The 15,501-nt window shown below is 40.6% G+C and carries 12 protein-coding genes; 1 reads left to right on the plus strand and 11 read right to left on the minus strand.

Going from position 1 to position 15,501, the window contains the following annotated elements; genetic code table 11:
- The first annotated feature begins 83 nt into the window (after window positions 1-83).
- Window positions 84-1,271 carry a L,D-transpeptidase family protein gene (locus FD716_RS12080; RefSeq protein WP_139852566.1) on the plus strand — a complete coding sequence of 396 codons (1,188 nt, stop codon included), beginning with the start codon at window positions 84-86 and terminating at the stop codon, window positions 1,269-1,271.
- Window positions 1,272-1,360: 89 nt separating this feature from the next.
- Here FD716_RS12080 and FD716_RS12085 read toward each other — a convergent pair whose 3' ends face one another.
- The 11 genes from FD716_RS12085 to FD716_RS12135 all read right to left on the minus strand — a co-directional run bounded on the left by FD716_RS12085 (window position 1,361) and on the right by FD716_RS12135 (window position 15,290).
- Window positions 1,361-2,128, minus strand: a complete 768-nt coding sequence (locus FD716_RS12085; protein ID WP_139852567.1) for an OmpA family protein — start codon at window positions 2,126-2,128, stop codon at window positions 1,361-1,363.
- Window positions 2,125-3,090, minus strand: a complete 966-nt coding sequence (gene tagF / locus FD716_RS12090) for a type VI secretion system-associated protein TagF (RefSeq protein WP_139852568.1) — start codon at window positions 3,088-3,090, stop codon at window positions 2,125-2,127. The genes FD716_RS12085 and tagF overlap by 4 nt, the downstream gene beginning before the upstream one ends.
- A gap of 105 nt (window positions 3,091-3,195) precedes the next feature.
- Window positions 3,196-7,008, minus strand: a complete 3,813-nt coding sequence (gene tssM / locus FD716_RS12095) for a type VI secretion system membrane subunit TssM (protein WP_139852569.1) — start codon at window positions 7,006-7,008, stop codon at window positions 3,196-3,198.
- A 99-nt stretch (window positions 7,009-7,107) separates the two neighbouring features.
- Window positions 7,108-8,499, minus strand: a complete 1,392-nt coding sequence (locus tag FD716_RS12100; protein ID WP_139852570.1) for a hypothetical protein — start codon at window positions 8,497-8,499, stop codon at window positions 7,108-7,110.
- On the minus strand, window positions 8,496-9,491 hold the full coding sequence (gene tssG, locus FD716_RS12105) for a type VI secretion system baseplate subunit TssG (RefSeq protein WP_139852571.1): 996 nt from the start codon (window positions 9,489-9,491) through the stop codon (window positions 8,496-8,498). Before tssG ends, FD716_RS12100 begins: the two co-directional genes overlap by 4 nt.
- Window positions 9,455-11,263 carry a type VI secretion system baseplate subunit TssF gene (tssF, locus tag FD716_RS12110; RefSeq protein ID WP_139852572.1) on the minus strand — a complete coding sequence of 603 codons (1,809 nt, stop codon included), beginning with the start codon at window positions 11,261-11,263 and terminating at the stop codon, window positions 9,455-9,457. Before tssF ends, tssG begins: the two co-directional genes overlap by 37 nt.
- Window positions 11,264-11,278: 15 nt before the next feature.
- Window positions 11,279-11,752, minus strand: coding sequence for a type VI secretion system baseplate subunit TssE (gene tssE / locus FD716_RS12115; protein ID WP_139852573.1), 474 nt, complete (start codon window positions 11,750-11,752; stop codon window positions 11,279-11,281).
- A 342-nt stretch (window positions 11,753-12,094) separates the two neighbouring features.
- Window positions 12,095-12,598, minus strand: coding sequence for an Hcp family type VI secretion system effector (locus tag FD716_RS12120; RefSeq protein ID WP_139852574.1), 504 nt, complete (start codon window positions 12,596-12,598; stop codon window positions 12,095-12,097).
- Window positions 12,599-12,641: 43 nt separating this feature from the next.
- Window positions 12,642-14,123, minus strand: a complete 1,482-nt coding sequence (tssC, locus tag FD716_RS12125; RefSeq protein ID WP_139852575.1) for a type VI secretion system contractile sheath large subunit — start codon at window positions 14,121-14,123, stop codon at window positions 12,642-12,644.
- The gene (gene tssB, locus FD716_RS12130) at window positions 14,116-14,625 is read right to left on the minus strand and encodes a type VI secretion system contractile sheath small subunit (protein ID WP_139852576.1); all 510 of its coding nucleotides are present in this window, start codon (window positions 14,623-14,625) and stop codon (window positions 14,116-14,118) included. The genes tssC and tssB overlap by 8 nt, the downstream gene beginning before the upstream one ends.
- Before the next feature lie 26 nt (window positions 14,626-14,651).
- Window positions 14,652-15,290, minus strand: coding sequence for a hypothetical protein (locus FD716_RS12135; protein WP_139852577.1), 639 nt, complete (start codon window positions 15,288-15,290; stop codon window positions 14,652-14,654).
- Window positions 15,291-15,501 lie beyond the last annotated feature (211 nt).

Genomic DNA, 15,501 nt, shown 5'->3' on the forward strand with positions numbered 1-15,501 from the left:
AAATACTGCAACAACACCTGATTTCTGTAATACTTATTCGGTTTTTTATATTCCAATACGAATAATTGTTAAGGTTGAATTTCATGTTCGTTCGCTCAATTCTAGCTTTGAGTTTAAGTTGCATTATTGCAAGCAATGTCTATGCTGCCGTAGAAGATCCTATCGATCCATTAGCGATTGATGCGACTAATCAGGCATCAAGCTCAGCCGCAACACAAATTAGTCAGCAAGAACAAAAAGATCTAAATCAAGCTGCTTCTACACTACAAAGTTTAGGCAAAGCAGAAGATCAAAATGCTGAGATTGGCAAAGCGCCAACCAGTCCAAAAAATACGGATACTCAGAAAACAGACAAAGTTGCAAAAGCTTCATGGACTTTGGATGGTCTCAACAATGCCGAATGGTATGACAATATCGGCCGAGGTCAGTTCCCTGTCTATGCGCGCGCGCATGTTATGTTGAACAACGCTCATGCTTCGCCAGGCGCCATTGATGGCACCAGTGGGATGAATACCCTCAAAGCCATTTCTTCTTTCCAAAAAATGCAGGGCTTGAATCCTTCCGGTGTTCTCAATCAGGAAACCTGGGATCGTCTCATTAGCCTACAAGGCAATAAACCTGCATTTGTTGAATACACCATTACCGAAGCAGACTTAAAAGGTCCATATGCAGCATCAATTCCACGAGACTATGCATTACAAGCAAAAATGAAAGGCCTGTACTACACCCGTGTCTCTGAAATGCTTGGTGAAAAATTCCATATGGATGAAGCTTTTTTACAAAAGTTGAATCCAAATGCGACCTTTAAAAAAGCCGGTGAAAGAATTGTTGTCACCAACATTCGCAATGAATTGCCTGAAAACATTCATTTGATTGTGGCGCACAAAGGTGCAAAACAGCTTTATCTGTTTAACAGCCAAAATCAAATGGTTGGTTCATTCCCCGCGACGATTGGCAGTACAGATACCCCTTCACCAACAGGCAGCTATAAAGTGACTGGCGTTGCACCAAATCCATGGTACAGCTATTCACCAAGTAACTTCCTACAAGGCAATAACCGTCAAGCATTGTCATTACCTCCTGGTCCAAATGGCCCTGTTGGTAATATCTGGATTGGTTTAAGCAAAAAATCATTTGGTATTCACGGTACACCAAATCCTTCGATGATTTCGAAAGGCGCTTCGCACGGTTGTATTCGCCTCACCAACTGGGATGCCAATGATCTTGGTAAAAAAGTCAAAGCTGGTGTTTCAGTTATTTTCTTAGAATAAGTGGTTTAGGCTAAAGTGCCGAATGCGGCACAACCGCCAGCCATAAAAAACCTACGTCATGTAGGTTTTTTTAGCTCACATGCTTATGCTCACAAGACTTCAAATTCAATTCTTCGATTTTTACGGCGACCATCTGCAGTGCCATTGTCTGCAACTGGCTGATTTGCACCCAGCCCAGCTAAACTTAACCGTGAGGACGCAATATTTTTACTCACTAAATATTGCTTAACCGCTTCGGCACGCGCCTGACTCAGTTGAATATTCTTTTTAGGGTCACCTAAATTATCGGTGTGACCAATGATTTTAATATTCTTTTCTTGCACCTTATTCAGTGCAACGACCATTTCATCTAAAATCTGTGTGCCGACAGGCGTCAGAATTGCACTGCCTGATTCAAATTCGATAATCCGATTTTTCAACGCATCATCTATGACTTTTTGCTCGGCTTGATTAACGCTAAGTTGCGAACTCAACTGATATGGTGCCGGTAGTAAAGCCTGAAAAGCCGTGCTCATACTCGCCACTTCATTTTGATTATTGATCAATCCGCGCAATGCGACAGTTGTCCCCTGAACCACCAACTGCCCCTTGGAAACTTTCTTTAACTCAGGCGTAATCAGCGCTGCAACCGAGTCACTCCAACCATTCGGCGCTGCCACCGCAGCCACTTGCAGCTTATCAACAACCTGATCTTGCCCATAGATTTCACGCATTTTATTAAGCAAAACTTGCTTTGAGGCTTGATTGGGGACCACACCCTCAATCACAATTGGCGCTGCGATAACCGATGCACTCAAACTTAGCCCCAACATGTATAACACCACATAGCTCATGCTAAATTGTTTTTTATTTTTCATATTGCACTCACTCTAAAGCGCTGTTGGAATAAATCTATCCCTTGATTTAGACTCAAGTTATTGCCGCATAAGGCCTGTTCCAGTTCAAGCAACTTCTGGCTGCGCTCAATACGATGATCGAAGCTGCTGCTCTCCAGTAAAGAGAACCAATGCGCTGACTGCATCTCTTGGATAAAAATGTCGCTAAGCACTTGAATATCTGCACCTTGAGCGCCAAAAATCAGCACTGGTAATTCTGCATGTAATATTGCGATAAAAACCTCAATGTTCAGTTTTGCCAAAAAATTAGTCATAAGGCTGACCCAAAAGGCTGAAATTTCATAACAATAGCTTTGATTATTAATGGGTATTCGCACTGCTTGATCTAAGTTACAGCGATTCTGTATCTGGAGCGGTTGCAGCAGCAGCCCCAAACGCATCATATAACGAGCCAATTGTTCAACATTGATTTTCATCAGTTGCGCAAAAGAATGCATCGTTTGCTGTTCAAAAAATGCGCTGTGATCTGTGGTGCTATACACTTGAATATCGGGCAATAATTTCGCCAGTTCCCGTTGCAATTGCTCGGCATTTTGGGTGCCGCGGATCGCGCGATTTTTTTTATACAGATCAATCAATGTTTGCTTATAAATAAAGGGGGCCGTGCGCAAATGATCCAGTGGCAGATGCACTTCAAGTAAGTGACACAGCAGCATGGGGAATTTTCGCCCCGACCGATCAATACTGGCAATTAAATTTGCAACCAAAAATAGCGTTTCTTGGGGGTTGCCAATAAAAATATCTAAAGCCGGCAAAGCATTATATTTCTCATCAAAATTGGGGTGTTGCATAGCAAGCTCCAGTGCAGCATTAATCCATTGATCAATGCCTTGAATGACACTCGCCTGCCCTTTGGTTTTTAAAAAATCCCCCCACGCGGGACTTTTCCCGTAATACAGTGGCGTTGATCTCAGCTGTTGCATAACTGTTCTCCGCAGTCGTGATACTTGGTACATGTTCTAATATTTTTAACGCTTCTCTAAGGCATGAATTGCGCTTTAAAATCCATTTTTCTCTTTTAATAATCCTTAACGCCTGTTAACGACATGAGCCGTGCTGGGCAACGTGGCTGCTGGCGCTGCGGTAACCGCGTGCTTGCCAGTGCTATTGGTTGGTTGAGCTGCAACCACATTGCTCGCTGTTTTGCTGGTCACACTTTGCACCAGCTTCAATCCGGTATAGCCACGATTGCCCCCTTCGGAACCACTGATTAATCTAAAGGTCGCTTTTACAAAAAGCTTAGGATCTTGTGGACTGACCCATTTCAATTCAAAGTGACCATTCTGTGGTTGGCGCTGTGCTGAATCGATTAAACGATTAATGCCATATTCACCAGGGGCTTCAAAAATAATATGGCTATTGCCAGCCAAATCGACTGCACTAATTCGTGTTCCAGGAATTGCCCCTGGATTGGGCCAAATAAAGCTCACCCATTGTTGCACCCCATTTTCATACACTAAGCGTTGCCCATCAATCTCAATGCTATAGGACAATAATGCAGGATTAGCCAAAGGGAAAAACTGAAAGTTAGATTGATTGGTCACTGTTGCTGTCGTCGGCTCAGCACCCGTGGCAATACCGTTGGCTGGTGCAACATACGTTTTAAAATCCATGAGAAACTGGGGATTGAGTGATATCCCCATGTCTTTCCAAGTTTTTGTTGCCAGACTATAGCCACGGCGAATTAGCAATGGATTGAGGTTATCTTTGACAAAACGCGCAATGCTGCCAGACTCGCCAAAGACCTGTGCAATTTCACCAGAACTTGCCTGAATTGTGGCTGAGCTATTGAAGGGATATTTCTGACTCAGATTTTGATTAAAAGGTTGATAGGCCTGCATCACCCAAAGTTTATTGAGCTCCTCTTGGGCTGGAACCAACAACACCTCAAATGCCTGTGTTAATGGTCGTAGTAACAGCTTGTCTAACATACGTTGATCGACTTCATTTACACCCAACATCAGCTTGTCATCGACTATTTTCTGGGTTGCATTGAATACTGAGTTTTGATCATGAATAGTGGACTTGACCAATCCAACTGCACTTGGCCCCATATCTCCTGAACTTTTTAAGCTATTAAATTTACTCCGCACTTGCGATAGGCTATTTAAATATTCATCTAACAAGGATTGATTTTGTTGATCATCACGTTGCCGTAACAGCTGATAAAATACATCGAAAGCTTGCGCAATCGGCCCTTGCGCTTGATTCTTCGCACGCTCAATAGCTTGTTCATCACCTTGCCCCAAAACCTTGCGCTTAAACCAAGCCACGAATCCAGTTTGTGGTGCGGCCAACGCTGCTTGAACCACTGGATTATCCCAACTGGTTTCCTGTGCCACACGCGCCAGCAGCGTCCGAAGCGGTGATTTTTTCGGCTCTCCCAACAGATCAATCACTTTAATTTCTTGGTTAAAATCTGCGGCTTTGGCATAGTGCACCGCATTCAAAAACTTCCGCCACTGCGCAATATATTCTTGTTTATATAACTGCGTAAGCTGTTTGCGAATTTGATCGGGACTACCGCTAAAACTGAGATCATCACTTTGGCTGCTGTTCAACACCCAATCTTTGCTGTCCATGGGTCGATTAGCCGCATCCTCAATCGCTGTGCTGACATATTCATCCCAAGCTTTTTGCGTGAATACTCCCGGAATCGCATAGCCGCCCAAAATCGTACCTTGATTATTTTCTCCGACCATTTGATTGACGGTCAGTTCAGGAAAGCGCACCGCAGCGCGCATTTTAATTTCGTTATAAACGCGATCACGCGCTGGCAAACCACGCACCACCGACAATAAAACTTGACGTGACTGATCGACCAATTGTGCATCAGCAGTCAAAATTGGAAATTCAGGATCAGTGGCCAAGCTCATGCTATAACTTAAAACCTGCTCGGCCTTTTGATTCATTTCAGTCAAATTATGCTGACCACGATTGGCTTCTAACCAGCTGCGCCAAAAACGTGTGACTTGATCCGCCAAATGCCCACCCTCTCGATATTGTGCATTGCTCATCATTAGATAAGCCTTTAACGCGTTATAAGCATCTTGTGGGCTAAGATCGGAAGGCGTTAAAAACGGTGTATCAGGCTGAGCCGTTACTTGCTCAACATTTACCTGACTTTGATTGGCCTTTAACTGTGCTGCATGACTATTCACGCCTTGTAAATACTGCGCGATATTCTGTTGCGCAGGCATTAAAATCAGTTGTTTAATCCCACTGAGATATTCAAGTTTGAGTTTTTCACGTAATTGATCCCCTTGATATAAACCAAATGAAAACCGAAATGGCCGATCCGCTGAAAATGCATCCAATTGCTGCATACGTTTTTGTAATACCAATAAAGCATCAAGTTGAATGGAGAGGCTTTGCCCTGAGGTTTTTTGCATCTGTACCACGTTATTTAAATCAGCTTGGACCTCAAGTATCAACTGCTGATTATTACGATAGGACCAGAGGGATAATGCTAAAAAACATCCCACCATAAATAATGCAGTGATAAAACTAAAATAGCGCTGACGTTTCTTCTTTGGATTAATATGTTGTTTTACTAAATTTTGATCTTTTAAAATCACCTGAGAAAATAGCCCCTTTAAAAAATAACCATGCTGCTGTTCGATCTGCGGCTGTTCACTTGCGCTGATTGCAGCCGATTGTGCTAATCCAAATTCCTGCGCAATATGGGCGGTCATTGGACTTTCAACCTGACCTTGTTGTAATGCACTACTAAAATAAAAACCGCGAAAAACAGGTTTAAATTGATATGGATTGTCTTCAAACAAAGTGCTGATAAACGTTTTTAAAATTGGTTTTAGGGTCTTAAACTCTAGTGGAAAAGTCATCACACTGGGAGAGATATTATTTTCGTGACGACGACTTAAATGGCTGGTGCTGAGGCTTTTTAGCCCTTCAAACAAAATATTATAATGATGCTCAAAATACTCACTGGCATTTTGGCTAGATTGTGCATCATAAGCCAAAGTAGCCCCCCAAACCTGATCAAACTCATCACTTTCATAACATTGAAAAAAATCAGTAAAGCCTGCAACCAGATCCATTTTAGAAAACACCACATAGACGGGTGCAAAAATTTCGAGTCGCTCAATAATGTCCTGAATCCTAGAACGTAGATTCTTGGCCAGTTGCATGGTTTTTTCAGGGCTTTGGCTGATTAACTCCGCAGTGCTTACCACAATAATTAGTCCATTAATCGGTGCTTTGCTGCGACTTTTTTTAAGTAAACTCAGAAAGCCCAACCATTCTGAATGATCATCTGCATAAACCGAATAACGCCCTGCTGTATCCAGTAAGATCCCTTCCGTTGAGAAAAACCAATCACAGTTGCGCGTGCCACTCATGCCTGCGGAAATCACCTGTTGATGGTTTTCTTCAAATGGAAATTTCAACCCCGATTTATAAATAGCAGAGCTTTTGCCCGCAGCAGGATTACCAATCACCATATACCAAGGCAACTCATATAGTGCGGCATTGCCTTTTTTATCACCTAGTTTAGATTTTCGAATCAGTTGAATCGACTGTTTAATCTGTTGCTGAATTCCCTGTAATTCTTGCTTGTCTTTGGACTGCGCATATTCACTTTTGGTTTCTTGTTCAATCGCAGCAACCAGCGCCTCACCTTGTGCAACATTTCTTTTACGTTTAATGAGCCAATAAAGTCCATAACCCAGTAACGCCAATAAATAAGTCGCACATAATCCCCAAAAAACTGGACGAGCAATGACGTTATAACTCGACAGTAATGCCACTAAAACTGAAAGTGCAATAATGGCTTTGGGGTTACTCACATATTGCCAAAGGTAGCCTAAAATCGTATACATGCGCTTCTCTTTTTATTGGTGGTTTCGATCTTTAATTTATTGTTTTGATCTTTAGTTTATTGCTTTAATTTACAACTTCTCGTTCAGCTCTTAGAGGAGTCACTGTGCTCTATTTATATTCATAGGTGTAATAAACACCTGTGTCTTGGGCTGCTCAACCGTATACACCATGCTGTAGTTAGGCTCTTTTATCTGTAGTGCCAACATAAAACCAAATGGGTTCGATAGGTTATCGGTATGCCCCAAACTCGGTGCCGAATAAATATAATGCTGTGGTTCAATCGGGGTTTGTGCAAAGTGCTGTGCTAATGTTTTCACTGTTTTTATATTAGCAGGATGATCCAATATTAAAACAAAAGCTTGATCCGATGCATACTGTTCTAATTCGGTGATTTTTAATCTTTCAAGGCTTGAAACCAGTCGATCTTCATGTAATACAATTTGTACGGATTTAATCGGTTCAAGATTTTCAACTTTAACTTCTAAACTTGAAATACAACAACTACTGGCAAATTCGGCAGGAATATAATTGGGTATAATTGCTATTTTCTCGTCAATACATGCTTGATCAATTTCAGAATCGGCCAATATAACCAAACTGATCTGCTGGTGCTGTTGCTCAATCTGTTTGAGTTGCTCCATCCAATCCGGATAACTGTGCTGTTTAGATAAATAATGATAATGAAATTGTATTTGCTCCGCGAAGATTCCGAGCGTTTGCAAATATACTTGAATTTGGTCTGTACTCTCCGCCTCATCCCAACGATGTAATAAATGCTCAGACAATAATAGGTGAATATTTAAGACATCTAGACGTGCTAACGGCGCAACTACGACCTGCTGTTCCTCTGCTAAATCATCCACTGCTTGCGGGTCCACCCAAGCGGGATGCACACGATATTGATACGCCGATGCTGTTTCATAAAAACAGGCTGATTTTTTTAACTGTTGAGCCACGCAGTATAGTGTCTCAACATGCTGCTCAAGTTGCTGCTGCAAAAGTAAATAAATCCGTTGTTGTAATGCCGCATGCTCTGATGAATCTATGTCACTCCCTGTATCTAAATCTGTCATTCGATAAGACAAAATAGGATTACCCACGCCATCGACCAAAGTTGAATCAAGCATTGGCCCACGAAGTAAAATCAGTGCATCTAATAAATTTTCATTTTTGCCTAAGACACTTTGGGCGTCCGCAGAAAAAACCTGCAAATGTAACCATTCAGTTTTATATTCAGTGGCCTCACTCGGCAAAGTCGCGGTTGACTCAGTCACATGCTCTTTGGCTTTATTATCCTTGCGCTGCTTATACCACTTCATCAACAAATACGGTGACAACAAGACGAAACTCAAGCCAAGTGGAAGCAATATGAAATAACGAATTAGGTCCAAAGAATCTGGTGCATAAGCCGCATCACGCCAATACCAAGTCACCAGTAATGCAACGCTAAAGAAAACCGCCATGATCACCATTAAAATTACTTTAATCATGCGACCTCCCCGATCAGCGCATAACAGGTTTCGTTATTATCCGACTGTGCCTGTGGTAATAAAAAAGCCCCCTGCGCAAGACCGATGCTCATTGTTGAGCTCAGTTGAATCGCTTGAATTTCATCCTTAGCCAAGACTAAACGTAGATCAACCAGCAGACTGGGGCTACACCAAGTTGTAATGATCGTTTTTAATTTCTGACTTTGTTTTTGCTGCGGCAAATATTCTAAATATTGTGCATAACTTAATGGTCCAATTGCTATTTCAATTTTGCCGTCCACTTGTTGAATACGTTCACCACAAAATGTATTCTTCCCCAATAAATTTGTGCCAGACCCACCAAGTGTGGTTTGTTGCGTTTCTGCAAGCTGAAATTTTTCAGGAATATATTGGTTGATCTGAACCTGTTGTTTAAAGACACAGCTCAATAATGTTTTTAAAGCGTAAGCACTGTTATTTTGCCCCTGCATTAGACCGGAGAATTCTGCAAAATAATCATCTAATGGTTGTTGTTGCTGTTGATGGCGAATATAACCATTGAGTGCCAGTAAAATATCCAGATAATGATTTTCTTGTTCAAGCTCATAGCGAATTGGTAAATTATAAAATAAGCTGGCATCGATATATTGCGCGCTCAGCTGGTGATTAAATAAATCTAAAAAATGTTGTACACCTAAGCGTTGACGTCTAGGTGCCTGTTTGACTTTTTGGGTATAAGTATAAGGCAATACCCCTTGAATACCCGTTAGTCCAAGCATCAAATTGCTGAGTTCAATTCGATTATTGCTGAGCGTTAAGCTTTCAATTTCAGCTTGAGGAAAATCTAAATCGATTGAGCTTTGAAAATGAAAATCATCAGCCCAGTATTTTAACTGCTGTACATAAGGAACATGCCTTAACAAACGTGTTGCTTGGATAAACTCAAATGCAGTCGGCAATTTAAACAGCTGCTCAATTACAGAAGCTGCTTGCCACCAACGTTCTGAACGCATTGGTATAACTCCTGTTGGCTATCTGAATCCCGAATAATGACATCGACAAAACTATTCACTTGTACTTTGAGATTGAAAATATGGCTGAGTAATTGGCAAAAAATATACAGGCTATGACCACGAAAAACTTGGCGATCAATTGCCAGTTTCACGCGTACGCCACGCACAAACATGGGAAAAGGTTGTGCTTCTATTAACTTATGAGTTAAGTCAAATTCAATCTGTTTAATCGAAGCAATCATTAAATGATTGTGTTTAGACTTTGGCAGGTTATACAGTTCTAATAGTTCTTTGACATGACTCATCGCATCACCTTTCATCAGCGCCAAACTATTTAATGAAAGATGTGAAATAATCCGCCATTGTTCCTGCTTATTTTGTTCAAAATAAAAACTAGCCGTCGGTCGCTTAAGAATTAAGGCACTTCTGGCAATACTGCGATCCGTTAAATTTAAAATGTGATTCGACTGTTTTAATGCCTCATAAGGCAATTCACGATTTGAACACAATATTTTAGTGCTGATAAAATCAGATGCAATCGTATGCGGCTGCAAGTCTTTTGAAATAATTGAATAACCTGTGGCAATGTTTTTGCCACGATATTGCGCAGCATTTAATGCATAAAAGAATTGCACCTCTTTACCATGATAATGACTCATCGCAAAAAAAGGATGTACGGGAAAAACCACCTGATCTTGCTGGTTTTTCTCACGGATCATTTGCATCTCTAAAATCGAATAAAGCTGATAAAACCCAGGATGATGTGCATCGGTAATCAGGGGATATTCGAGCTGTTTATGATTAATTTTTTGTGGCTCTGCATTTTTCTCAAATAAATTGACGATCGGAGTAGTAAATAATTTAAAATTTGCAACATTTAATGCTGTGTAATTTCGAATCACGGCTTGATCATTTAAATTTAGCTTTAAATGAATCTGTAATTCGAACTGTTGTTGCTCAACTTTAAACATATTGAGAAAACTGAGATCCAGATTTAAATAACTAAAGCGATCTGGAAAACAAAAATATTCAAGCAACAATCGATAAGCATGATGGGTATGCTGATCAATTGGCAAGAGGCTTTCCTGTTCATCAAAACCCAATACTTCAAAAGGATTTTCAATCGCAAAATTTTGTTGTCCAATCTGTAAACTAAAACTGCTTTCTTTTCTAAAAATGCTGTCTAAAACGTGCAATGGAAAATTAGAAATTGCATCTAAATAAATAGGCAGTTTCTCTTGCGCTAAAATCGAATGTGCTTGATTAAAAACTTCAAAACCAAAGCTTAAGGTCGCATTTTGATTTAAGTGTAAATGTTGACTGGGATTGGTTTTAAAGTTGAGCGTTTGCAATTGGATGGGAAGTAAGCGGACCTCATGACTGGTCTTAAACTCACACTGCACCCCTTTGAAACTCTGTGACTTTAAACTGCTCTGCCTTGCAATACAGTGGGGATGTTTAAGCTGTTTTTGTTTATTGATATCGTCAAAACTGACCACACTACAGGATGGAAAATGTTTTAAATACTGCGGAAACATCACCTCAAATAATGCAGTAGTAAAAATATCATAACTGTCCACCAGCTTTTTATCGATACGTGCTGCAATCAAGGAAAATGCTTGGATCAAACGCTCAATATGTGGATCATCAATCTGTTCTTGATTTAATGATAAGCGCTGTGCAATTTTTGGATATTTCTGTGCAAACTCCCGTGATTGTTGGCCAAACTCTTGTAATTGTTTTTCATAATAAGGTAGCAGTTCTTCAATCACAGTAAAGCTCCTTGTCTAAGCACTTGCAGAAATCACATATTGTTGAGTCGTTGGTTTCAACAATGCATCGAAGACAATCGGCTCATACAGTGGATGGATATTTAAATAGGCTTGAATACTCAAACACAGCGCCCCCCTATTATCCCCCTCAAATAACATCTCGACTTTGATCTGTCTTAATCGTGGTTCATGCGCGGCAATCGATTGTTCAATCGACTGACAAATTTTATGCCGATCTAAAGGATTTGCGGTTGATAAGCCCACAAAATCAATAATGCCAAATTGCAGAATTGATTTTTTAGCCCAAGGAAAGTCATCCATCACATGATCAAGTTTAGCCATGCGGCTATTGAGTAAGTCTTCTAGATCGCAGGCGACAGATTCACGTAATGCTTGAATCGAAAGCCCATGCTGATCGCTATGCTCTAAAATTAAACGATCGAATAATGTCGATCTAAACCCATAGGGATAAAGATGATCTAGATTCATAATGATTAACCTGTAATATTTAATCCGCGATGCCTAACCGACAATGTTTAACATGGACCAATAAACGATTAGGTATGGCTTGTATTTTGATGATTCAGCATGAACTCAGTAATATGGCGCTGCTGATCTTTGTTTTAAATAATGACTTTCTTGTCTTGTTTTTCTAGTCTTGGTTTTCAGGTATTGTGGTCTGTACTTTCCAATATTCGCTTTCTACTTCTATTTTTAATATTGTAGGCAATCCAACATAATGCATAAAATCTATTGGATTGGCTTTAACCAGAACAGCGTATACCTTTATTCCACGCTATTCTGATCAACCTAAATCAACAATAATGAAAATTAAGCCGCATAAGATGCGGTGTTATTTGAAAGTGACCATTTTTTAGTGACTGCTCCTTTGGCTGTCCCATTAATATCTTGTTGATTATAGGTCCATTCAACTGCCGCATATTTTAAACCAAATGATTCTTTGGGAATGCCCTCTTCATCGACGGTTGGCGTGACACTTGAAACCAATACATGTTTAAGCTTCACTTGTAAGTATTTAATCCGCTTATCACCATTGGCACGATAAAAATCAATTAACACTTCATCAAAGGTATAACCAGCAGAACATGCCTCCCAAAGTTTAGGGCTGGTCGCATCTAAGTCTTTGGCGAAAATCATATCGGAATGTTCAACCCGTTCAGCAGTATGCCCACCAACACTGGAAGACGTCGCTGACTTCGGCTGACGAATTTTATGTGACCACGAATTGACCTCTAACCAATCCTTGTGTTCAGTATCACGCGATTCACCATCGACCTTATATTTACCAATAAACTGAACATATATATCTTTCATTGTACTTTTCCTATTTATTAAATTTTATGCTTGAGCTGCTCGGTTAATTCAAAGACTGAGGTAATTCAGTCACGAGCCGCAATGAAACCGATAACTCATCGAGTTGAAAATGCGGTCTTAAAAAGACCACCGACTTGTAGTGCCCTGGCGCTGCAGGGTTTTCTACAACTTTTACCGATGCTTCACGTAGCGGATATTGTGCTTTCGCTTCCTGTGAAGCACCATCATCAAGTAATACATATTGAGAAAGCCATTCATTTAAAAATGCTTCGACATTACCAGCAGAAGCAAAGCTGCCAACCTTATCGCGCATCATTGCTTTCAAATAATGTGCAATCCGAGAAACGGCCATAATGTATTGAATCTGGCTCGACAAGGCCGCATTGGCATTGGCACTATCACGACTATATTTCTTGGGTTTCTGTGTCGATTGTGCTGCAAAAAATGCGGCATAATCTGTGTTTTTACAATGAACTAAGGGCACAAACCCAAGATCGCTCAATTCTTTTTCACGACGATCTGTAATCGCAATTTCAGTTGGACATTTAAAGGTGATTTCACCATCACTGGTTTTAAAAGTATGTACTGGCAAGCCTTCGACCAAACCACCTCCCTCTACCCCACGTATGGCCGCACACCATCCATACATATCAAAGGCATTGGTTAAACGGGTGCCAAATGCATAGGCCGCATTCATCCACAAATATTGGTTATGGTCTTGGCCAGAGACTGCTTCAACAAAATTAAAGCCTTCGGTCATCGTCCCTTCTTTAGGATGATAGGGTAAACGTCCCAATACCCGTGGCATGGTCAATGCGACATAGCGCGCATCTTCACTGTCACGAAACGAGCGCCATTGTACATATTCGGCAGTTTCAAACACTTTAGAAACATCGCGTGGACGATCAATATCCGTAAAGGAAGCTAAGCCCAACATATCTGCACTTGCAGCGGAAATAAATGGCGCATGTGCAGCCGCAGCAATGTGAGAGATTTGTTCAAGTAAATACAGATCTGAAGGCGTACGATCAAATTCAAAATCACCAATCAAAGCCGCATAAGGTGCGCCGCCAAAGGAACCATATTCTTCTTCATAGATTTTTTTAAACAACGTGCTTTGATCAAAATCAGTCGCGCCTTGAAAATCTTTAATCAATTCTTTTTTGGTGGTATTCAGCAGTGTAATTTTAATCAGTGGATTTGATGGGGTTTCTTGGCAAAAATAGTAAAGCCCACGCCAAGTTGATTCGATTTTTTGAAATTCGGGGCTATGCATGATTTTACTCAGCTGCTCAGAAATCAGGGCATCTATTTCCGCAATGCGCTTGTCGAGTGATAAGGTCATGTTATCGGATACAACAATGGTGCCCGCCATCACCTCTTTAGCCAATTCGCCAATCAGGCTTTTAGCACGATCATGCTCCTGTGCTGTACGTGCAATTCGGCTTTTCTCAACAATTGAATCAAGTAGACCCGTCACTTCTGATTGCTGTGATCGTGTTGCCGCGTGTTGAACCTCAGGCATGTTCATCTCCTGCTTCAAGCGTCAATTTACGTACTTGATCTGTACTTTTGAGCACCTCATCAAGGAGGTCTTCTAACTTTTCACTGTTGGAAATTTTATTACGCAAATCAGTTAAACGTTCACGTGCTTCAACTAATTTACGCAAAGGATCAACTTGCTGAACCACCTGCTCAGGCCGGAAGTCATCCATCGATTTAAAGGTTAATTCAATCCCAATACTACCGCCCTCCTTGGTTAAGGTATTTTCTGTGCGAAATGCAGCACGAGGTGCCAATGAAGCCATGACATCATCTATATTTTCCAAATCTACCTGAATAAATTTCTTGTCTTTTAATTTAGATTTTTCCAATTCAGATGCAGCAGAAAAGTCAGCAATTACTCCAACGACAAAAGGGAGTTCTTTGACTTCTTTGCCATCACCAACTTCGACGTCATAGGTTAGTTGTACCCGTGGCGGGCGAATCCGTTGTAATTTTTTTTGAATACTTTCTTTTTTTGCCATGACGCTTTTTCTCTTTTTAGTCAGTGTTATGGTGTTTTTGCCAGAGAACCAAAAGGATTTGCTGCTGTAGGATGCGCTGCTGCTTTGCTTGGAACGGCTGTAGCTGCTTTGCTTACAATGCTCTTTTGTCGTATTGCTTGTTTTACTCTGGGTTTGGCTGTGTATATTACTTTCGTTCTCACTTGTTTTTCTGAAACCGCTGCTTGAGATTTCATGGCAGCAATGGGCAGCGACTTTTGAATATCGCCGATGAGGAATTTTGCCGCTGGGTAGGTCAAATCTGAAGATAAAGAACGTGATTCCTTTTCTCGCATTTGTTGCAAGGCATCATTGGCAAATTTAACGCCAATTAAAAACTTAGTATCGGTTAAAGTTGGGCTACGTATATTTTGTTGCTCTAACCCATTTACAATTTGAATCGCTCGATCATTTAAACCCAATTGCTGAAAGCGTTGCGCAGCTTGCACCAAATAGGCATTTTTATTGTCCTTATTTTTTTTATCACAGAGTTGGGTGTAAATATTGATGAGTTGCGAATCCATAACCCCAACTGCCAACGGGTTATATTTCAGGCAACTCCTTTTTAGTGTGGGATCTTCCGCGAATGCCAATGGGCATAAACCGGATACAGAGACCAACACAGTAAGTACGATTATTGTTTTCAAAACGCACCTCTTTTTATTTTTAAATTCTTGATTAAATGTTCAAAATTTAATTCAAACCACTCAGAAATTTATCGTTATTATTTATATTTTTTTAACAATACAACTCAACTGCGATCAAGTTATACGCGCCAATAAATTGTATGTCAACCAACAGCGGTTTTACATTTTTTTAAAAAAATGTAAAACCTATTGGAAATATTTTCTGATAGCG

The organism is Acinetobacter pullicarnis (genome assembly GCF_006352475.1).
GTDB lineage: Bacteria > Pseudomonadota > Gammaproteobacteria > Pseudomonadales > Moraxellaceae > Acinetobacter > Acinetobacter pullicarnis.

Bases quoted from the DNA above. Each gene is read 5' to 3' on its own strand.
- FD716_RS12080 (WP_139852566.1), top strand. From the start codon at position 84: ATGTTCGTTCGCTCAATTCTAGCTTTGAGTTTAAGTTGCATTATTGCA.
- FD716_RS12100 (WP_139852570.1), bottom strand. From the start codon at position 8,499: ATGATTAAAGTAATTTTAATGGTGATCATGGCGGTTTTCTTTAGCGTT.
- tssB (WP_139852576.1), bottom strand. From the start codon at position 14,625: ATGGCAAAAAAAGAAAGTATTCAAAAAAAATTACAACGGATTCGCCCG.
- tssG (WP_139852571.1), bottom strand. From the start codon at position 9,491: ATGCGTTCAGAACGTTGGTGGCAAGCAGCTTCTGTAATTGAGCAGCTG.
- FD716_RS12120 (WP_139852574.1), bottom strand. From the start codon at position 12,598: ATGAAAGATATATATGTTCAGTTTATTGGTAAATATAAGGTCGATGGT.
- tssC (WP_139852575.1), bottom strand. From the start codon at position 14,123: ATGCCTGAGGTTCAACACGCGGCAACACGATCACAGCAATCAGAAGTG.
- tssM (WP_139852569.1), bottom strand. From the start codon at position 7,008: ATGTATACGATTTTAGGCTACCTTTGGCAATATGTGAGTAACCCCAAA.
- tssE (WP_139852573.1), bottom strand. From the start codon at position 11,752: ATGAATCTAGATCATCTTTATCCCTATGGGTTTAGATCGACATTATTC.
- FD716_RS12085 (WP_139852567.1), bottom strand. From the start codon at position 2,128: ATGAAAAATAAAAAACAATTTAGCATGAGCTATGTGGTGTTATACATG.
- tagF (WP_139852568.1), bottom strand. From the start codon at position 3,090: ATGCAACAGCTGAGATCAACGCCACTGTATTACGGGAAAAGTCCCGCG.